An 18,281-nucleotide genomic window follows, 5' to 3' on the forward strand; every position below is an offset into this window, starting at 1 on the left:
CCATGCCATCACTTCCCCGCGACCTCCTCGACGAATGGGTCGAGCGCTGGCTGCAGGTCAACCGCGACGCCGAGGCGGCAGGCGACTGGCGCCCGCTGGCCGACTTCTACGCCGACGACGCCACCTACGGCTGGAACATCGGCCCCAAGGAAGACGTCATGTGCGTCGGCATCGACGAGATCCGCGACATCGCACTGGGTCTGGAGATGGAGGGGTTGGAGAACTGGAAGTACCCGTACCAGAAGGTGCTGGTCGACGACAAGCAGGGCGAGATCGTCGGTTTCTGGAAGCAGGTCGCGATCGACGCGGACGGCGGCGAGTCGGAGATCTACGGCATCGGCGGCAGCTGGTTCCGGCTCAACGCCGACGCCAAGATCGAGTGGCAGCGTGACTTCTTCGACTTCGGTCACGTCTCCGCGCTCTACATGGACCTGATCAAGGCCGGCAAGCTCTCCGAGGGCATGCAGAAGCGCATCCAGCGCAGCATGGCCGGCGAGAAGCTCCCCGGCTATTTCCCGCTGGGCCAAGGCCCGGTTCCGCTCTGGTAACAGGTGATTCACCGCTAGGAGGATTCGTGGCCATCCGTGTCGCCCTGATCGGTACCGGCAACGCCGGGCGCATCGCCCTGCGCGGGCTGATCACCAATCCCGCCTACGACCTCATCGGGGTGTGGGTCTCGACGCCGGCCAAGGTGGGCAGAGAGGCCGGCGAGTTGGCCGGCCTGGATGTCCGCACCGGCGTCGTCGCGACCGACGACCTGGCGGCGATCATCGACGCCAAGCCCGATGCCGCGGTCTACTGCGCGATGGGTGACACCCGGCTACCGGATGCCCTCAAGGACGTCTGCCGCCTGCTGGCGGCCGGCATCAATGTCATCGGGACCGCCCCGGGGGTACTGCAATACCCCTGGGGCGTCATCCCGGACAAGTTCATCGCGCCCATCGAAGATGCGGCGCAGCAGGGGAAGTCGAGTGTCTACGTCAACGGCGTCGACCCCGGTTTCGTCACCGATCTGGTGCCGCTGGCGTTCGCGAGCACCTGCGAGAGCGTCGAGCAGATCCGCTGCCTGGAGATCGCCGACTACGCGACCTACGACGGCGCCGAGGTGATGTTCGACGTGATGGGCTTCGGTAACTCGCTCGACGAGGTGCCGATGCTGTTGCAGCCGGGCATCTTGAGCATCGCCTGGGGTGCGACCATCCGGGAGTTGGCCGCCGGGCTGGGCGTGACCCTGGATGCCGTCACCGACTCCTGCGAGCGCGAACCCGCCCCGGAGGCGTTCGACATCGCCGCCGGCCACATCCCCGAGGGCGGGGTGGCCGCATTGAAGTTCCAGATCAACGGCATCGTCGACGGCAAGCCGCTGATCGTGGTGGAGCACGTCACCCGACTGCGCAGCGATCTGCGGCCGGACTGGGCACAGCCCGCGCAGCCGGGCGGCTCCTACCGGGTGGAGATCACCGGCGAACCGTCGTACGCCGTCGACATCTGCCCGACCAGCCGGCACGGCGACCACAACTACGCCGCGATCGCCGCCGGTGTCGGCCGCGTCGTCAACGCCGTCCCCGCCGTGGTCGCCGCGCCACCCGGCATCGTCACCACGCTCGACCTGCCGCTGGTCACCGGCGGCATCCAGATCACCACCGCACCGAAAGGCTGAATGCGCATGGGCCGTGTAGCCGGAAAAGTAGCTCTGATCAGCGGGGGCGCCCGCGGCATGGGTGCCGCCGACGCCCGGATGCTCATCGCCGAGGGCGCCCAGGTGGTGATCGGCGACGTCCTCGACGAGGAAGGGTCGGCCCTGGCGGCCGAACTCGGCGACGCCGCCCTCTACGTGCATCTCGACGTCCGGGATCCCGATCAGTGGGCGGCCGCGGTCACCGCGGCGACCGAGCGGTTCGGCAAGCTGAACGTATTGGTCAACAACGCCGGCACCGTCGCGCTGGGGCAGCTGCGGAAGTTCGATCTGGACCAGTGGCACAACGTCATCGACGTCAATCTCAACGGCACCTTCCTGGGCATGCGCGCGTCGGTGGATTCGATGATCGCCGCCGGCGGCGGGTCCATCATCAACGTGTCCTCGATCGAGGGCCTGCGCGGTGCACCGATGGTGCATCCCTACGTGGCCTCGAAGTGGGCGGTGCGCGGACTGACCAAGTCCGCGGCGCTGGAGTTGGCGCGCCACAACATCCGGGTCAACTCCCTGCACCCCGGCTTCATCCGCACGCCGATGACCGAGCACCTGCCCGAGGACATGGTGACGATCCCGTTGGGCCGCCCCGGCGAATCCGAGGAGGTCGCCGCGTTCGTGGTCTTCCTGGCCAGCGACGAGTCTTCCTACGCCACCGGATCGGAGTTCGTCATGGACGGCGGTCTGGTCACCGACGTTCCGCACAAGACCGGTTGACACCCGGTCATACACACGACCATCATGTGTATGTCCGAACGGGGTGTGCGCCCCGGCAACAACCAAAGGTGTTCGCTTTGACCTCAACGCAATCAGCCTGTCCGTTCGGTTCCGGCTTCGACTTCACCGATCCCGACGTCCTCCTGAACGGCATGCCGGTCACCGAGTTCGCCGAGCTGCGCAAGACCGCACCGGTCTGGTGGAACGAGCAGCCCTCCCACAGCAACATCTTCGATGACGGCGGCTACTGGGTCATCAGCAAACATCAACACATCAAAGAGATCTCCCGCGACAACGACGTGTGGTCGACCAACGCCAAAGGCGCGGTCATGCGCCTGCCCGATGGCATCACCGGCGACCAGTTGGACCTGACCAAGGCGCTGCTGATCAACCACGACCCGCCCGAGCACACCCGGCTGCGCAAGCTGGTGTCGCGCCTGTTCACCCCGAAGTCGGTCGGCGCGCTGGAGGCCAAGCTGGCCGCCTCGGCCCGCGAGATCGTGGCGGCCGCCGCCGCGAAGGACAGCGGCAATTTCGTCGACGACATCGCGATGCAACTGCCGCTGCTGGCCATCGCCGATCTGATCGGGGTCCCCGAGGCCGATCGGGAGAAGCTGTTCCACTGGACGAACTCGATCATGAACACCGACGACCCGGATTTCGACGTCGATCCGACCATGGCCAACGCCGAGCTGATGGGCTACGCCTACACCATGGCCGAGCAGCGGCGGCAGTGCCCGGCCGACGACATCGTCACCCGCCTGGTGCAGGCCGACATGGACGGCGAATCGCTGGGCGAGACCGAGTTCGCGTTCTTCGTGATCCTGTTGGCGGTGGCGGGCAACGAGACCACGCGCAACGCGATCACGCACGGCATCAACGCATTCGCGGAGAACCCCGAGCAGTGGGAGCTGTACAAGAAGCAGCGGCCGGCCACCGCCGTCGACGAGATCGTCCGCTGGGCGACCCCGGTGCACTGCTTCCAGCGCACCGCCAAGGTGGACACCGAGGTCGGCGGCGTGGCGATCGCACAGGGCCAGCGGGTCGGCCTGTTCTACAGTTCGGCCAACTACGACGAAGACGTATTCGATCGGCCGTTCGAATTCGACATCCTGCGCGACCCCAACCCGCACCTGGCGTTCGGCGGCCAGGGCACCCACTACTGCATCGGTGCGAACCTCGCGCGCATGGAGATCCGGTTGATCTTCGACGAGATCGCTGGTCAGCTGCCGGATATCAGCAAGATCGCCGAGCCCCAGCGGCTGCGCTCCGGATGGATCAACGGCATCAAGGATCTGCAGGTCGCCTACCACGCGTAGGCCGACGGGTGGGACGCTTCCCGCCGCCGGTTAGCGGGTTATAGGGTGCGAAGCAGTGGACTGCCAGACGTCCCGAGATATTCAAAAGGAAAGCAGGTTTGCGGTGAAGACAAAGGGTGCGTTGCTCTGGGAGTTCAACAAGCCGTGGTCGGTCGAGGAGATCGAGATCGGTGAGCCTCAGAAGGACGAGGTGAAGATCCAGATGGAGGCGGCCGGCATGTGCCACTCCGACCACCACCTGATGACCGGCAGCATCCCGATGGCCGGCTTCCCCGTCCTGGGCGGACACGAGGGCGCGGGCATCGTCACCGAGGTCGGCCCCGGCGTCGAAGGCCTGGAGCCCGGCGACCACGTGGTGCTGTCCTTCATCCCGTCGTGTGGCACCTGTCCGACCTGTCAGTCCGGCCTGCGCAACCTGTGCGACCTGGGCGCCGGACTGCTCAACGGCGTGGCCGTCAGCGACGGCACCTTCCGCATCCACGCCCGCGGCCAGGGCGTCTACCCGATGACCCTGCTGGGCACGTTCTCGCCGTGGATGGTGGTGCACAAGTCCTCGGTGGTCAAGATCGACCCGTCGATTCCGTTCGAGGTGGCCTGCCTGGTGGGTTGCGGTGTCACCACCGGTTACGGCTCGGCCGTCCGCAGCGCGGACATCCGCCCCGGTGACGACGTCGCGGTCGTCGGCGTCGGCGGCGTCGGCATGTCGGCCCTGCAGGGTGCGGTCAACGCCGGTGCCCGCAACATCTTCGTCATCGACCCGGTGGAGTGGAAGCGCGACCAGGCCCTGAAGTTCGGCGCCACCCACGTCTACCCGGACATCTTCGCCGCGATGGGCGGAATGATGGAGGTCACCCACGGCCTGATGGCCCAGAAGGTGATCGTGACCGTCGGTGAGGTGCACGGCGCCGACATCGACAACTACATGATCCTGACCGCCAAGGGCGGCACCTGCGTGCTGACCGCCATGGGTTCCATGCTCGACAACCAGGTGACGCTGAACCTGGCGATGCTGACGCTGCTGCAGAAGAACCTGCAGGGCACCCTGTTCGGCGGCGGCAACCCGCAGTACGACATCCCGCAACTGCTGTCGATGTACGCGGCCGGCAAGCTGAACCTCGATGACATGGTGACCCGCCAGTACAAGCTGGAGCAGATCAACGAGGGCTACCAGGACATGGTGGACGGTAAGAACATCCGCGGCATCATCCGCTACACCGACGCGGACCGCTAAATCATCGGTTGACTCTGCGCTGAGGGCGACGAAGTGCGAGAAGCACCCGCCCTCAGCGCAGAGTCATCGCAGTACTAGGCCTTCCGGAACACCAGATTGGCCTTGAGCCTGGTCTTGTTGCCGACCATGCCCAGAAAGTTTCCCTCCACCGCGAACTGCTTGCGGGTGACGGTCGCCTCGGTGGTCAGCCGTACGCCGCCGTCGTCGAGCGGGGACACCTCGACCTTGAGCGGCAACGGCCCGGTGATGCCCTTGACGGTCAGGTGCGCGTCCAGTCGGGCGACATCACCGCTGCCCGGTTCGCCGCCGTTGACCACCACGGTGATATCGGGATAGTGCTCGGTGTTGAAGAAGTTCGACCGACGTAGGTCGTGATCGCGCGTGCCCAGGCCGGTGCTGATCGATGCCGCCTTGATATCGATTCGGCCCGACACCGTCTTGGCGTCCTTGATCTCGCCGGTGCCGCTGAATTCGGTGAACGATCCGCGGACCTTCAGCGCGCCCCACATGGTGCCGTTCTCGAATCGGATGCTCGAATCCCCGGTATCCAGGTTCCAGGTTCCGATAGCGTCGGGATTGCCGAGAAATGCTGCTACAGATGACATCTCATCTCCTCTACCTCAGGCGTTACAGGTCCGCACTACGGGTATCAGCTCAGCGTCGATGATACGCAGTTGCGCCGCGTGAATCCGGGTCTCGGCGCATATGCTGAAGCCCATGACCACCGTGTTCACCAAGATCATCAACCGGGAATTGCCGGGCCGATTCGTCTACGAGGACGACGACGTCGTCGCCTTCCTGACCATCGAACCGATGACCCAGGGGCACACCTTGGTGGTGCCCCGCGCCGAGATCGACCAGTGGCAGGACGTGGACGGCTCGGTGTTCGCCCGGGTGATGGCGGTCTCGCAACAGATCGGCAAGGCGGTCTGCCGGGCGTTCGACACCGAGCGCGCCGGGATGATCATCGCCGGCCTGGAGGTCCCGCACCTGCACGTTCACGTCTTCCCGACCCGCAGCCTGTCCGACTTCGGATTCGCCGGCGTGGACCGGAACCCATCGCCGGAGTCCCTCGACGAGGCGCAGGCCAAAATCAAGGCCGCCCTGGCCGAACTCGCCTGACGCTCAGAGGATTTCAGCAGGCACCTCCGCGGCGGGAATCTCCGCTCCGGAGTGCCGCGGCAGCATCACCCGGAACGTGCAGCCCTGCCCGGGGGTAGAGGTCGCCGTGACACGGCCGTGGTGCGCCCGGGTCAACGAGTCGACGATCGACAACCCCAGCCCGGTGCCGCCGCTGGCGCGCGCCCGCGACGAGTCGGTGCGGAAGAAGCGTTCGAAGACCCGCTCCAGGTCCTGGGCGTCCATCCCGGGCCCCTCGTCGATGACCTCCAGGACCGCGTCGGGCCCCTCGGTGCCGACCCGCACGGTGATCGCGGTTCCGTCGGGGGTGTGTTCCAGCGCGTTGGACACCAGGTTGCTCAACACCTGCCGCAGGCGGGCTTCGTCGCCGAGCACCTCCGGTGTGCCGGGCCCGTCGAAGACCTGCAATTCGATGGGCCGGTTCGGTGCGATGGCCCGGGCGTCGTGGACCGCGTCGGTGGCCAGCACCAGCAGATCGACCCAGCCCTGCTCCAGCGGACGCTGGGCGTCGGTGCGGGCCAGCAGCAGCAGATCCTCGACCAGCAATCCCATCCGGCCGGCTTCGCTTTCGATCCGCGACATCAGCAGTTCGACGTCCCGGGCCGCGCCCTGCCGGTACAGCTCCGCGAAGCCGCGGATCGTGGTCAGCGGGGTTCGCAGTTCGTGACTGGCATCGGTGATGAACCGGCGCATCCGTTCCTCCGAGATGCGCGCGCTGTCCGCCGAGGCCGCCGTGGCCGCCACGGCCTCCTGGATCTGGGCCAGCATGCCGTTGAGCGCCAGGGTCAGCCGACCGACCTCGGTGCGTGGATCGCGTTCGGGCACGCGACGATCCAATTGCCCCGCGGCGATCGCCGCAGCGGTCTGCTCGACTTCGGTCAACGGCCGCAGGCTGCGATTGACCACCACGTAGCCGGCCGCTCCCAGCACCACCAGGACCCCGACGCCGATCGCCATCCGCGACCACGCCAGGTAGCGCAGCGTGGCCCGCGGATCGGACAGATCCCGGGCCACGGTGATCAGCCGGCCGTTCTCGCCGTGTACCGACAGCGCCCGCCATTGCACGCCGGATCCGTCCACCGAGCCGATCGTGACCGGAACCGACCCCACGTCGTTGTCCGGCGGCAGCAGCGGCTCGGCGTTCTGGTCGTTGACGACCGTCCAGATGCTGCCGTCGGGGTCGACGTCGCGAACGTAGAAGCTGGTCGGCGGGCGGCCGGGATTGGGGTCTTCGCCTTCCCGGGAGGGCAGTCGGCCGCGTTGTTCCAGCGCCCAACCGTGCGCGGCGTCGATGAGCGTGGCATCGATCCGACTGATCAGCCGGTGCCGCAGGATCGTGGTCACGGCGTATCCCTGCGCCAACAGTCCGATGGCGACCATCGCCAAGGTCGCCGCGACCAGGCTGACCCGCAGCGGCAGGATGTCCCGAAGGGGCTTGACGGTCTCCATCTGTGCCGCCCTATACCGCGATTCCGGCCGTCATCGGCGGACGTCGTTCATCGTGGCTCCCGAAGCACGTAGCCGACCCCCCGCAGTGTGTGCAGCAGCCGCTTCTCCCCGGTGTCGATCTTGCGCCGCAGATAGGAGACATAGGACTCCACGACGTTGACGTCGCCGCCGAAGTCGTAACGCCAGACGTGGTCGAGGATCTTCGGCTTGCTCAACACGGTGCCGGCATTGATCACGAAGTACCGCAGCAGTGTGAACTCGGTCGGCGACAGCGACACGGGCTGACCGGCTTTCCACACCTCGTGGGTGTCCTCGTCGAGTTCGATGTCGGCGAAGGTCAGCCGGGAGTTGCGCGGTTCCTGGGCGCCCTTGCCGGCGCGGCGCAGGATCACCCGCAGTCGGGCGACCACCTCTTCCAGGCTGAACGGTTTGGTGACGTAGTCGTCGCCCCCGAGGGTCAGCCCGGTGATCTTGTCCTGCAGCGAATCACGGGCGGTCAGAAACAGCGCCGGGGCGTCGATGCCGTCGGCCCGCAGCCTCCGCAGCACGCCGAAGCCGTCCATCCCGGGCATCATCACGTCGAGGATCACCGCGTCGGGCCGAACCTCACGCGCACGGTCCAGCGCCGCCGGTCCGCTGGAGGCGGTGTGAACCTCGAAACCCTGGAATTTCAGGCTCACCGACAGCAGTTCGACGATGTTCGTCTCATCGTCGACGACGAGAACTCGGGCCTCCGGTGCGGCGTCCTGCGCAGCTGTTGCTCCCATAACGTCAATTCCCTCGCGGGCGGGTGAAAATGGCCTGGATATCGGCTGTGCGTTTGTTGTCAATCAATCTAGCCGATCGATGCTTCCACTCCCCCTTAGACTGACCTGGTGAGCCTGGTCAAGCAGTTGATCGCCGCGTCCACCACCCCGGCGCGGATCGGTCTGTCCGTCGCCGATGCGGGACTCAGCGTCGCCGGCGCGGCGCTCGGATTCGCCCGCCAAGCCCTCGGCGAGGCCGGGAAGCAGGACACGGCGGGTTCCATGGCCCACATGCTGGGCCTGGACGACGCCATCGCCCGAGCGAACCGGCTGGCCAAGCTGATGGACGACGACGCGCCGCTGGGACGTGCGCTGGCACCCGGCGGCCCGGTGGACCGACTGCTGGCGCCGGGCGGACTCGTAGACCAGTTGACCGGCCCGGGCGGCGTGCTCGACCGGCTCACCGCCGACGGCGGCGGGCTGCAGCGGGCCCTGCAACCCGGCGGCCTGGTGGATCAACTGACCGACGAGGACGGACTCATCGAGCGGTTGCTGGCCGAAGACGGGCTGGCGGACCGACTGCTGGCCGAAGGCGGCCTGATCGACACGCTCACCGCCCGCAACGGTCCACTCGAGCAGCTCGCCGGTGTCGCCGACACCCTGGGCCGGCTGGCCCCGGGCATGGAAGCCCTCGAGCCGGCGATCGAGACGCTGCAGGAGGCGGTGATCGCGCTGACGCTGGTGGTCAACCCGCTGAGCAACATCGCCGAGCGCATTCCGCTGCTGCCGCGCCGCAGCGGCCGGCGCAGCGGTTCCCGCACCGTGCGGTCCGCACGGGTGATCGACCAGGACCCGACAGATCCGCCGAGTTCAGCCCCTCAATAGGACCGGCCAGTCACAGTTGGGACATACGAGCCAGAGCCGTGATGGAGCCGCGTGAGAGACTCGAACTCTCGACATCCGCTTTACAAGAGCGACGCTCTACCAACTGAGCTAACGCGGCCGTGGTCGGCTCAATGAGCCACGGCGATTGTACGACGGGCCTGCCGGGGGCACGCCCGCCGGATCATCCCCGCCGCAGGAACCCCAGCACCACGTCCTCGAAGGCGTCCTTGGCCTCGATCATGGTCCAGTGCCCGCAGTTGGGGAAGACGTGCACCTCGGCGTCGGGGATGGTCCGCATCGGGATCAGCGCCATGTCCAGCGGGCTGACCCGGTCATCGCGCCCCCAGGTGACCAGGGTCGGCGTCTTGAGCCGGTGCATCATCGCCCACGGCAGCGGGCCCTTGGACGCCTGCATCATCTTGGTCATGGCGGTGAAGGCTTCCTTGCCGTACATCCGCCGAGCACTGGCCAGCGTCTCCGGGTCCGTCGCCAGCGCCCAGCGCTCCTCGATGAGTTCCTCGGTCACCACCGCCGGGTCGTAGACCATCGAGTGCAGCCACCGCACCAGCGCGTCGCGGCTGGGGTTGTCGACGAAGTCCTGCAGCAACCGGATGCCCTCGGCCGGCCCGGGGCTGAGCAGGTTGGTGCCGATCCCGCCGATGGTCACCAGCTTGCGGACCTTGTCGGGGTTGCCGATCGCGTAGCCGATGCCGACGCCGCCGCCCATCGAGTTGCCGACGATGCTGAACTGCTCCAGGCCCAGCGCCTCGACGAACGCGGGTACGGCGCCGAACGCGGTCACCATCGGGTGTCCACCGAAGTCGTCGCTGACCCCGAACCCGGGGAACTCCAACACCAGGCAACGGAAGTGCTCGGCGAACGCCGGCAGCACGCCCCGGTAGTTGCGCCACCCGGTCACCCCCGGCCCGGACCCGTGCAGCAACAGCAGCGTCGGGCCTTCACCGGCCTCGTGGTAGCGCAGTACGCCCTGCTCGGTGGTGATTTCGCGCAGCGTCTCGTCGTGGCTCAGCTCAGTCATAGTGCGCTCGACAGTAGTTGATCAGGAGGCGACGCCGGTCGATGCACCCGCTAGTCGGCGACCACGCCCCGCAGTCCGTCGGCGCCGAACGCGGGCTCGAGCATGGCCGAGAAGTCCGGCCCGCGCCGCACGCTCTGGCCGCCGTCGACGTTGATGACCTGACCGGTGATGAACTCGGCGGCGTCACTGAGCAGGAACAACGTCAGATCGGCGACGTCGTCGACCTCGCCGGCCCGCGGCAACGGGGTACAGATGCGGTAGTCCTCGCTCAGTTCCGGCGAGCTCAGGATCGGTGCGACGAGCTCGGTCCGGATGAGGCCGGGCCGGATCCCGTTGACCCGCACCCACGATGCACCCAGTTCGTCGGCGGCCAGCTTCATCAGGTGGTCCAGCGCGGACTTGCTCGGCCCGTAGGCGCCGAACCAGCGGTGGGTGTTGCTGGCCGCGATCGAGGAGATCCCCACGAACGACCCTCCCCCGCCGCGGACCAGTTCGCGCCCGGCGTGCTTGAGCAGGTACAGCGTGCCGTTGACGTTGAGGTCCACCGTGCGCCGCCAGGCCTCGGAATCGATCTGGGTGATCGGCCCGAAGGTCTCGGAGCCACCGGCGCAGTGCACCACCCCGTGCAGGCGCCCCTGCTTGCCCACCGCGGCCGCGACGCCGGCGACGACGCTGTCCTCGTCGGTGACATCGGTCGACAGGTAGCGGACGTTGTCGCCGAGTTCGGCTGCCGTCGCCGCGAGCCGCTCTTCGCTGCGTCCGACGATCAGCACGTCGGCGCCGGCGGCGGCCAGCCCGGCGGCGACCGCCTTGCCGATACCGCTGCCACCCCCGGTGACCAGGTAGCTACGGTCTGCGAACGAGATTCGGGCTGAAAGCGTCACCTGCACTCCTCTACTTGTGTCTGGTTACGGCTGGTCCCGGCGGGCCAGGTCGGTGGCTTTGGCGGTGCGCCAGTCCGGCACCTCCGGCGGCAGGGCGATGGGTGCCTTGCTGTCGTTGTGCGCGGACCAGTGCGCATGGCCCAGTTGGTGGATGTGGAAGCCGTGGCGCAGCGCCTCGGAGAAGCCCATCGCGTCGGAGGCGGCGTTCACCGAGTCCTTGATCAGCAGCGCCGCCATGGTCGGCAACTCGGCGATCCGCCGGGCGAACTCCAAGGTCTTGTCCGCCAGTTCGTCGGCCGGGAAGATCTTCGAGACCATGCCCAGCCGGTGGGCCTCGTCGGCGTCCAGCGAGTCCCCGGTGAGCAGCAGTTCCTTGGCCTTGCGGGGCCCGAACTCCCACGGGTGCGCGTAGTACTCGACGCCCGGCATGCCCAGTCGGACCCCGACCACGTCGGAGAATCGGGCGTTGTCGGCGGCCACGATCAGGTCGCACGCCCAGATCAGCATCAATCCGGCCGAGATGGCGTTGCCCTGCACCTGCGCGATGGTGATCTTGCGCAGGTCACGCCAGCGGCAGGTGTTGGAGAAGTAGTAGTGCCACTCCTGCAGGTACATCTTCTCCACGATCGGGTCGCGGGTGGCGCCGTTGCCGGTGAAGCTGGGGTGTTGGCCGGGTCCGGGCTGGCGTTCGGCCACCGCAGCCTCCGACCCCAGGTCGTGGCCGGCGGAGAAGTTCTTGCCGCGGGCGCCCAGGATCACCACCCGCACGGTGTCGTCGGCCTCGGCACGGTTGAACGCCTCGTCGAGTTCCACCAGCAGGGTGCGAGTCTGGGCGTTGTGGGTCTCCGGGCGGTTCAGCCAGATCCGGGCGATGCGTCCGTCATCGACGGTTTCGTAGTCAACCAACGTCACCGTGACAGGCTACGGCGAGCACGCCCGGATGCCCGAGGCAGGTGTGACACAGCGCGCACTTCGCTAGAGTCGTGTCATGCCTGCTAAAACCGAACACGCCGATATCGAGGACGTGGATCCGCTGGGCGACGGCACCGAGCACCAGGCCCGGCGCGTGGTAGCCGCTTACGCCGAGGACGCCGACGAATGCCGGGTGTTCCTGTCCATGCTGGGATTGCCCGCGACACCCGACAAGCCCGAGGCGTAGATGCCGGAGTCGGGAGCCCCGACCGCTTCTGCAGTAGGAGATTCCGATTTCGTCGTGGTGGCCAACCGGCTGCCGATCGACATCGAGATGCTGCCGGACGGGACGACGGCGTGGAAGCGCAGCCCCGGCGGTCTGGTCACCGCCCTGGAACCGTTGCTGCGTAAACGGCGTGGCGCCTGGGTGGGCTGGCCGGGCAGCCTGGAGGCCCCCGTGGGGCCGATCGACGTCGAGGACCTGCAACTGCATCCGGTCCCGTTGAGCACCACCGACATCGCGGAATACTACGAGGGGTTTTCCAACGCCACGCTGTGGCCGCTCTATCACGACGTGATCGTCAAGCCGATCTACGACCGGCAGTGGTGGGATCGCTACGTCGACGTCAACCGCCGCTTCGCCGAGGCCGCATCCCGGGCCGCCGCACCGGGTGCCACGGTCTGGGTGCAGGACTATCAGCTGCAACTGGTGCCCAAGATGCTGCGCACCCTGCGGCCCGATGTGACCATCGGCTTCTTCCTGCACATCCCGTTTCCACCGGTGGAACTGTTCATGCAGCTGCCGTGGCGCGCGGAGATCGTCGACGGCCTACTCGGTGCCGACCTGGTCGGTTTCCACCTGGCCGGGGGCGCCGAGAACTTCCTGTATCTGGCCCGCAACCTCGCCGGTGCCGCCACCTCCCGCGGCTCGGTCGGGGTGCGCAGCCGGTTCGGCGAGGTACGGCTGGCCGACCGCACGGTTCGGGTCGGCGCGTTTCCCATCTCGATCGACTCCGGCGAGCTGGACCGCACGGCCCGCGACCGGGCGATCCGTCGGCGCGCCAGGGAGATTCGCGCCGAACTGGGACATCCCCGCAAGATCCTGCTCGGCGTGGACCGATTGGACTACACCAAGGGCATCGACGTCCGGCTCAGGGCGTTCAACGAGTTGCTGGCCGAGGGCCGTGCCAATCGCGACGACACCGTGCTGGTGCAACTGGCGACCCCGAGCCGGGAACGGGTGGAGAGCTACCAGTTGCTGCGCGACGATATCGAGCGGCAGGTCGGCCACATCAACGGCGAGTACAGCGAGGTCGGGCATCCGGTGGTGCACTATCTGCACCGCCCGGTCCCCCGCGACGAGCTGATCGCGTTCTTCGTGGCCAGCGACGTCATGCTGGTGACCCCGTTGCGCGACGGGATGAACCTGGTCGCCAAGGAGTACGTGGCGTGCCGCAGTGACCTGGGCGGCGCCTTGGTCTTGAGCGAATTCACCGGCGCGGCAGCCGAATTACGGCAGGCCTATCTGGTGAATCCGCACGACCTGGAGTGCGTCAAGGACGTCATCGAGTCCGCGGTCAATCAGGCCCCGGAAGAAGGCCGTCGCCGGATGCGGGCACTGCGCCGCCAGGTGCTGGCCCATGACGTGGACCGCTGGGCGCGGTCCTTCCTCGGCGCGCTGGCCGCCTCCACAGACTGAGCCGGACGGCTCAGCTACACAGGTGGATCGGGTTGTCCTGGCAGTTCAGCGGGTAGTGGATGACCGGCACCGGCAGCGGTGAGACGAACGTCAACGTGAACGGCCGCTTCTCCAGCCCGGGCTGCAGACCGCACACCGCATTGTGCGAGTGGGTGTAGGTGCCGTTGAGCGAGGCGTCGAACTGGTACATCTCGTCGCTGGCGGCCACGGTGCCGTCGCTGCACCGGTGGCCGGCGATGATGGGCGTCTTGTACGTCCACTTCCCGTTCGACAACCGGTAGGCGCCGGCCTGCCCCGGGATACCGTTGCTCTCCACCTGCAGCTTGCAGCCGACCGCGAGTTTCAGCGGCACCCGGCCGTCACCGACCGTCGGCACGCACAGCGGGTAGATCTTCCAGGTCGCGGTGCTCTTGCCGTCGTTGTAGGTGAACACGCCCTCGACCGTGCCCTCCGGTGCCGAGTCGTCGTCGGCGACGGCGGGGCCGGCCACACCGGTAGCGGTCGTCATGGCCGCGGCGAGGGCGACCAGTCCACGAACGAATTTGCCCATGGCGCTCAATCCTTTCGGCTAGATCGGCACGATATTGCTGATCAACCACTTGCGGTCGATCTTGCGGAACTCGACCCGCAGCCGACTGCCCTCGTAGAACTTCTCTTTGGACTTGTCAGTGCTCAACCGATTGATGAACACCAGCACCGACCCGGAGGTCCGCCGCGACGGTAAGGCCGCGGCGCCGACGACGTCGACCTGGTTCACCAGCTGCCGTGCCCGGGCCTGCGGAATGATCTCGTTGAGTGCGCGGGCCTCGAACTCGCGGCGGTAGTCGCCGGTGAACATCGGCAGGGTCTCCATCAGGCTGGCTTCGACCGTCTTGTATTCGTAGCCGAGCACCTTGGGAATCTCTTCCCTGGCCAGCTGGACCAACTCGGTGCGGGCCACGTCCTCGCCGTGCGCCTCCACCCGGCTCCAGTACAGCGCACCGGCGGCGGCGCCGAGCCCCACGAACGCCAGCAACGCGACCACCACGGTGGCCAGACTCATCCACCGGGGGGTCATCGGCTGCCGTCCGGCCACTGTAGGTCGTAGGCGGTCATGTTGCCGGCGTCGTCTTGGTGCACGATCACCCGAAGAGCGTAGGGCTGCGACGGCTTGTTGACCCCGTCGGCGTCGGTCGCGGTGGCGCGCAGTGCCACCAGCACCTTGGCATTGGCCGCGACGTCGTCGACGCCTTCGATGGCCGCACCGTTGATCACGGCCTCCGAGCTGTGCTTGGTCTCGCGCAGCAGAGCTTTGAGGTTCTCGGCGTTGGCGGCCATCTGGTCACGCAGTGGACCACTGGTTCCCGCGACGAACAGGTCGACCTGACTGTTGATGGTGTCGGGGGTGTAGGTGTACATGTTCAGCACGGTCTGCACCGCGGTGTCGATGTATCGCTGGTCGCGTTGCTGCTCGGCCACGGCATGCCGGTGCTGGATGCCGAGCACGCCCACGATCCCGCCCAGCACGACGGCCGCGGCGAGCCCGACACCGGCGGCGACCTGAACGACCTTGCGGACGTTGGCCATCCGGCGCGGCGGCGGCCCGACCGGCCGCACCGCTCCCCCCGCCGGCTTGGTCGGCATGCTGATCTGCACGGTAGCCGTGGCGGCTTCGGCGGCATCGCCGGCCGGACCGGCAGCCCGCGAGGCCCGGCGGCGGCCCTTGGTTTCTTCCGGACCGGTCACGTCTGCCTCGGCGCGAGCATGAGGTCGGCCCAGTTCTCGGCGGGCAGCCACTTGTCCGAGCCGGAGACGAACACTCCGCTGTTGCCGGCCGGGTCCACGAACTTCCCGTTCCGGTCGTAGCTGCTGTAGGCGACTCCGCTGGCCTCGGCGGGCAGCGGACCCGGCGCGGGCCCGGGTGCCGGGCCGGGCGCGGGGTCACGCCCGTAGGCCGGCAGGCCGCCGTTGCCACCCGGGCTGGTCGGCATGTTCTGGTCCGGCGGCGCGTAGTACGGCCACGGCGCAGGCGGATTCGGGCCCAATTCGCTCGGCGGGTACGGCAGCGGGAACGGCGGGTTGGGCGCCGGGCCGGGACCCGCGATCGCACCCGGGGGCAACGACACCACCGGCGGGCCCGGGTCGTAGTCGGACTCCGGCGGGATGTAGGGGAACTTGTTCATCGGGTTGTACATCCGCGGGTCGGTGATCGGGGTGTCGTAGGGCACCGGCGGGCCACGCCAGGCGTTGCTGCCGATCGGGACGAAGCCCTGCGGGTCGCGGCAGAGCTGGATGGTCGGCGCACGCTTGCCCGGGTATTCCATGCAGGGGTAGTTGCGGGCACCGCGGACCGCGGTCGGATCGTTCTGCGCCGCCTTGCAGTACAGGTCCTTGGGCAGTTCGCGGACCGTCTCGTCGGCCGGGGTGCGCATCTCGGTAAACGGCAGGAAGCCGACCGTGCACGGCGGCGGGTCGTGCATGTCGACCTTGAAGTCGAGCTTCACGCCCTCTTCCATCGGCACCCCACCGGCGACGGTCATCAGGGCCGCGGCGAGGGCGGGGAACACCACCAGCGCCTGTTCGATCGATTTGCGGTAGATGACCCCGACCCGACCGAAGTTCGCGATGCTGGCCGCCAGCGTCGGGAAGGAGGCCCGGATCCCGTTGAACGTGGTGTTGGCTTCGTCGGTGACGCTGGGCAGCGCCTGCAGCACCTCGCGCAACTGCGGGTCGGCCTTGCCCACTTCGGTGGTGACCGCAGCCAGCGACTTGACCAGCGTCTTGATGTCGTCACCGCCGCGGATCTGCGCGTCCAGCAACGGCTCGGCCTGATCGAGCAGTGTCGCGGTGGCGTCGAAGTTGGCGTTGGCCTCGTCGATCAGCTGCCGCGACGAGGCGATCATCCGGGCCAGTTCCTGCCCCGAGCCGTTGAACCCTTCGAACGCGTTGCGCAGCAGGTCACGCAGCCGACTGTTGGCGACGCTGTTGACCAGCGATTGCGCCTGGTCGAGCATGCCGGCGATGTCCTGGCCGATCGCGGTCCGGTCCTGGCCGATTCGGGCACCGTTTGTCAGGGTTCCCACGGCCGGGTCGCCGGCCGGGGGCACCAGGTCGATGTACTGCTCGCCGATCGCGGACATGCTCTTGACGGTGGCGGTGACGTTGCCCGGGATCTTGGTGCTGCTGTTGAGCCGCATCTCGGCGTCCACACCGTGATCGGTCAGGTGGACGTCGCCAACCCGGCCGACGGTCACTCCGCGGTAGGTGACGTTGGCGCTCTTGTAGATACCGCCACCACCGATGAAGTCGGCGGTCACCTTGTAGGTGCCGATACCCATCCGGCTCGGCGCGTGCAGATAAAGGATCGAGATCGCACCGACGGCCAGCACGGTGACCACGGCGAAGATCCCGAGTTGGATTCGAACGAGGCGAGTCAGCATCGCAGATCATTCCTCATATCGGACGGCCGTGCCGGGCGGAATCTTGAACGGGTCGGCGGCCTGCCCGGACAGGTTCGCCATCTGGCCGATCAAGAAGTCGGGTGGATTGAGCACGTCGTGCATGTGCGGCATGTTCGGGTCGAAACCACCTGTGGTGAAAACCGTTTCACCGAATCGCCGCAGCGTCATGTCGAAGGTGACGTAGACGTTGAGGAAGTCGCCGCGAACCGCGTTGCGCAGGTACATCGACGGGAACGGGAACGTCGGGATGAACGGGAAGGCCGACACCAACTCGTTGGCGTTGTCGGCGAACGCCTTGACCACCGGGTACAGGTCCTTGATGTCGGCCGCGAAGTCTTCCTTGGTCTCGGACATGATCCGCGATCCGACGACGGCCAGCTTCTGCAGCGCACCGAATGCGTCGACGATGCTGCTGCGGTTGTCGTTGAGCACCTGCAAGGCGGCGGGCATGGTGTCCAGCGCACGCGCCAGGCTGGGGGCGCTGCGGGCCAGCGTCACACCGACGCGGTTGAGACCGTCGGCGGCGGCGATGATGTCGTTGGCCTGACGTTCCAGGGAACCGGTGAGTTCGGCCAATCGCGGCACTAGTTCGCCGAAGGTCCCGGCCCGGCCGGCAACCGCGGCATAGGTCTCCTCGGTGATGTCCTGCAGCGCACCGAGATTGCCCTGGTTGACCACGACGCCCAGCGAGGACAGCACTTCTTCGGTACTGGGGTAGCGGCCGGTGCGGCTCAGCGGGATCTCGTCGCCGGGTGCAAGCCTGCCCACCGCGGGCTGGTCGTGCGGGGCGGAGAGTTCGATGTGCTGGGAACCCAGCAGCGACGTCTGTGCGACCTTCGCGGTGGCGTTGGCCGGCAGCGTGACATTGCCGTCCAGCGACAGCTTGACCGCCGCGTAGAAGGTCCCGTCGGGCTGCTGGACGGCCCGGATTCCGGAGATACTGCCGACGGTGACGTCGTCGACCATCACCGGCGAGTTCTGCGGCAACGTCGTGACATCCGGCAACTGCACGGTGATGTCGTAGGAACCGCGACCGTGGCCCGCGGTGCCCGGCATGTTCAACGAGTTCAGTCCGCCGAACTGGCAGCCGGACAACACCAGCATCCCGGCTGCCAACGCCATGCCACGGC

20 protein-coding genes and 1 tRNA gene are annotated in these 18,281 nt (G+C 67.5%); 9 read left to right on the forward strand and 12 right to left on the reverse strand.

The window, feature by feature from the left end:
* The first annotated feature begins 2 nt into the window (after positions 1-2).
* From RCP38_RS16715 to RCP38_RS16735, 5 genes are all read left to right on the forward strand, one after another.
* A complete protein-coding gene (locus RCP38_RS16715) occupies positions 3-548 on the forward strand; it encodes a nuclear transport factor 2 family protein (protein WP_308474037.1) in 546 nt (181 codons plus the stop codon).
* A gap of 26 nt (positions 549-574) precedes the next feature.
* Positions 575-1,660: an NAD(P)H-dependent amine dehydrogenase family protein gene (locus RCP38_RS16720; RefSeq protein WP_308474038.1), complete on the forward strand. Its 1,086-nt coding sequence runs from the start codon at positions 575-577 to the stop codon at positions 1,658-1,660.
* A gap of 6 nt (positions 1,661-1,666) precedes the next feature.
* Positions 1,667-2,407: a glucose 1-dehydrogenase gene (locus RCP38_RS16725; protein ID WP_308474039.1), complete on the forward strand. Its 741-nt coding sequence runs from the start codon at positions 1,667-1,669 to the stop codon at positions 2,405-2,407.
* 77 nt (positions 2,408-2,484) lie between these two features.
* Positions 2,485-3,726, forward strand: coding sequence for a cytochrome P450 (locus RCP38_RS16730; RefSeq protein WP_308474040.1), 1,242 nt, complete (start codon positions 2,485-2,487; stop codon positions 3,724-3,726).
* A gap of 103 nt (positions 3,727-3,829) precedes the next feature.
* On the forward strand, positions 3,830-4,957 hold the full coding sequence (locus RCP38_RS16735; protein WP_308474041.1) for an NDMA-dependent alcohol dehydrogenase: 1,128 nt from the start codon (positions 3,830-3,832) through the stop codon (positions 4,955-4,957).
* Positions 4,958-5,031: 74 nt separating this feature from the next.
* Here RCP38_RS16735 and RCP38_RS16740 read toward each other — a convergent pair whose 3' ends face one another.
* The gene (locus RCP38_RS16740; protein ID WP_308474042.1) at positions 5,032-5,562 is read right to left on the reverse strand and encodes a YceI family protein; all 531 of its coding nucleotides are present in this window, start codon (positions 5,560-5,562) and stop codon (positions 5,032-5,034) included.
* A gap of 112 nt (positions 5,563-5,674) precedes the next feature.
* Here RCP38_RS16740 and RCP38_RS16745 point away from each other — a divergent pair, with 112 nt between their 5' ends.
* On the forward strand, positions 5,675-6,079 hold the full coding sequence (locus RCP38_RS16745; protein WP_308474043.1) for an HIT family protein: 405 nt from the start codon (positions 5,675-5,677) through the stop codon (positions 6,077-6,079).
* Between the two features lie 3 nt (positions 6,080-6,082).
* On the opposite strand, the gene RCP38_RS16750 is transcribed toward RCP38_RS16745, so the two are convergent.
* The gene (locus RCP38_RS16750) at positions 6,083-7,546 is read right to left on the reverse strand and encodes a sensor histidine kinase (RefSeq protein WP_308474044.1); all 1,464 of its coding nucleotides are present in this window, start codon (positions 7,544-7,546) and stop codon (positions 6,083-6,085) included.
* A gap of 47 nt (positions 7,547-7,593) precedes the next feature.
* Positions 7,594-8,313 (reverse strand): response regulator transcription factor, encoded by a 720-nt coding sequence (locus RCP38_RS16755; RefSeq protein ID WP_308474045.1) that lies wholly within the window; start codon positions 8,311-8,313, stop codon positions 7,594-7,596.
* 108 nt (positions 8,314-8,421) lie between these two features.
* Between RCP38_RS16755 and RCP38_RS16760 the strand changes: the two genes are divergently transcribed.
* On the forward strand, positions 8,422-9,177 hold the full coding sequence (locus RCP38_RS16760) for a hypothetical protein (protein ID WP_308474046.1): 756 nt from the start codon (positions 8,422-8,424) through the stop codon (positions 9,175-9,177).
* Between the two features lie 42 nt (positions 9,178-9,219).
* Here RCP38_RS16760 and RCP38_RS16765 read toward each other — a convergent pair.
* The 4 genes from RCP38_RS16765 to RCP38_RS16780 form a co-directional block, all read right to left on the reverse strand.
* Positions 9,220-9,295 (reverse strand) — tRNA-Thr (locus RCP38_RS16765).
* Positions 9,296-9,358: 63 nt separating this feature from the next.
* Positions 9,359-10,216, reverse strand: a complete 858-nt coding sequence (locus RCP38_RS16770) for an alpha/beta fold hydrolase (RefSeq protein WP_308474047.1) — start codon at positions 10,214-10,216, stop codon at positions 9,359-9,361.
* Between the two features lie 50 nt (positions 10,217-10,266).
* On the reverse strand, positions 10,267-11,100 hold the full coding sequence (locus tag RCP38_RS16775; RefSeq protein ID WP_308474048.1) for an SDR family oxidoreductase: 834 nt from the start codon (positions 11,098-11,100) through the stop codon (positions 10,267-10,269).
* Positions 11,101-11,124: 24 nt separating this feature from the next.
* Entirely contained in the window at positions 11,125-12,012 is an 888-nt protein-coding gene (locus RCP38_RS16780; protein WP_308474049.1) for an enoyl-CoA hydratase, read from the reverse strand.
* A gap of 76 nt (positions 12,013-12,088) precedes the next feature.
* Here RCP38_RS16780 and RCP38_RS16785 point away from each other — a divergent pair, with 76 nt between their 5' ends.
* Positions 12,089-12,259, forward strand: coding sequence for a hypothetical protein (locus RCP38_RS16785; RefSeq protein WP_308474050.1), 171 nt, complete (start codon positions 12,089-12,091; stop codon positions 12,257-12,259).
* Positions 12,260-13,711: an alpha,alpha-trehalose-phosphate synthase (UDP-forming) gene (locus tag RCP38_RS16790; RefSeq protein ID WP_308474051.1), complete on the forward strand. Its 1,452-nt coding sequence runs from the start codon at positions 12,260-12,262 to the stop codon at positions 13,709-13,711.
* Positions 13,712-13,721: 10 nt separating this feature from the next.
* Here RCP38_RS16790 and RCP38_RS16795 read toward each other — a convergent pair whose 3' ends face one another.
* Genes RCP38_RS16795 through RCP38_RS16815 form a run of 5 tightly spaced genes read right to left on the reverse strand, consistent with a single transcriptional unit; the run spans position 13,722 to position 18,273 of the window.
* Complete coding sequence (locus tag RCP38_RS16795; RefSeq protein ID WP_308474052.1) at positions 13,722-14,261, reverse strand: hypothetical protein; 540 nt, start codon at positions 14,259-14,261, stop codon at positions 13,722-13,724.
* Between the two features lie 18 nt (positions 14,262-14,279).
* Complete coding sequence (locus tag RCP38_RS16800) at positions 14,280-14,753, reverse strand: mammalian cell entry protein (RefSeq protein ID WP_308474053.1); 474 nt, start codon at positions 14,751-14,753, stop codon at positions 14,280-14,282.
* Between the two features lie 11 nt (positions 14,754-14,764).
* The gene (locus RCP38_RS16805; RefSeq protein ID WP_308474054.1) at positions 14,765-15,436 is read right to left on the reverse strand and encodes a mammalian cell entry protein; all 672 of its coding nucleotides are present in this window, start codon (positions 15,434-15,436) and stop codon (positions 14,765-14,767) included.
* The gene (locus RCP38_RS16810) at positions 15,433-17,130 is read right to left on the reverse strand and encodes an MCE family protein (protein WP_308474055.1); all 1,698 of its coding nucleotides are present in this window, start codon (positions 17,128-17,130) and stop codon (positions 15,433-15,435) included. Before RCP38_RS16810 ends, RCP38_RS16805 begins: the two co-directional genes overlap by 4 nt.
* 6 nt (positions 17,131-17,136) lie before the next feature.
* Positions 17,137-18,273 carry an MCE family protein gene (locus RCP38_RS16815; protein ID WP_308474056.1) on the reverse strand — a complete coding sequence of 379 codons (1,137 nt, stop codon included), beginning with the start codon at positions 18,271-18,273 and terminating at the stop codon, positions 17,137-17,139.
* Positions 18,274-18,281: the final 8 nt, after the last annotated feature.

This window comes from Mycolicibacter sp. MU0083 (assembly GCF_963378075.1).
GTDB classification, from domain to species: domain Bacteria; phylum Actinomycetota; class Actinomycetes; order Mycobacteriales; family Mycobacteriaceae; genus Mycobacterium; species Mycobacterium kokjensenii.

What these genes read in the sequence shown, in the direction of transcription:
- RCP38_RS16715 (WP_308474037.1), top strand. Translation starts at nt 3, where the DNA reads ATGCCATCACTTCCCCGCGACCTCCTCGACGAATGGGTCGAGCGCTGG.
- RCP38_RS16725 (WP_308474039.1), top strand. Translation starts at nt 1,667, where the DNA reads ATGGGCCGTGTAGCCGGAAAAGTAGCTCTGATCAGCGGGGGCGCCCGC.
- RCP38_RS16740 (WP_308474042.1), bottom strand. Translation starts at nt 5,562, where the DNA reads ATGTCATCTGTAGCAGCATTTCTCGGCAATCCCGACGCTATCGGAACC.
- RCP38_RS16745 (WP_308474043.1), top strand. Translation starts at nt 5,675, where the DNA reads ATGACCACCGTGTTCACCAAGATCATCAACCGGGAATTGCCGGGCCGA.
- RCP38_RS16750 (WP_308474044.1), bottom strand. Translation starts at nt 7,546, where the DNA reads ATGGAGACCGTCAAGCCCCTTCGGGACATCCTGCCGCTGCGGGTCAGC.
- RCP38_RS16755 (WP_308474045.1), bottom strand. Translation starts at nt 8,313, where the DNA reads ATGGGAGCAACAGCTGCGCAGGACGCCGCACCGGAGGCCCGAGTTCTC.
- RCP38_RS16770 (WP_308474047.1), bottom strand. Translation starts at nt 10,216, where the DNA reads ATGACTGAGCTGAGCCACGACGAGACGCTGCGCGAAATCACCACCGAG.
- RCP38_RS16785 (WP_308474050.1), top strand. Translation starts at nt 12,089, where the DNA reads ATGCCTGCTAAAACCGAACACGCCGATATCGAGGACGTGGATCCGCTG.
- RCP38_RS16790 (WP_308474051.1), top strand. Translation starts at nt 12,260, where the DNA reads ATGCCGGAGTCGGGAGCCCCGACCGCTTCTGCAGTAGGAGATTCCGAT.
- RCP38_RS16795 (WP_308474052.1), bottom strand. Translation starts at nt 14,261, where the DNA reads ATGGGCAAATTCGTTCGTGGACTGGTCGCCCTCGCCGCGGCCATGACG.
- RCP38_RS16800 (WP_308474053.1), bottom strand. Translation starts at nt 14,753, where the DNA reads ATGAGTCTGGCCACCGTGGTGGTCGCGTTGCTGGCGTTCGTGGGGCTC.
- RCP38_RS16810 (WP_308474055.1), bottom strand. Translation starts at nt 17,130, where the DNA reads ATGCTGACTCGCCTCGTTCGAATCCAACTCGGGATCTTCGCCGTGGTC.
- RCP38_RS16815 (WP_308474056.1), bottom strand. Translation starts at nt 18,273, where the DNA reads ATGGCGTTGGCAGCCGGGATGCTGGTGTTGTCCGGCTGCCAGTTCGGC.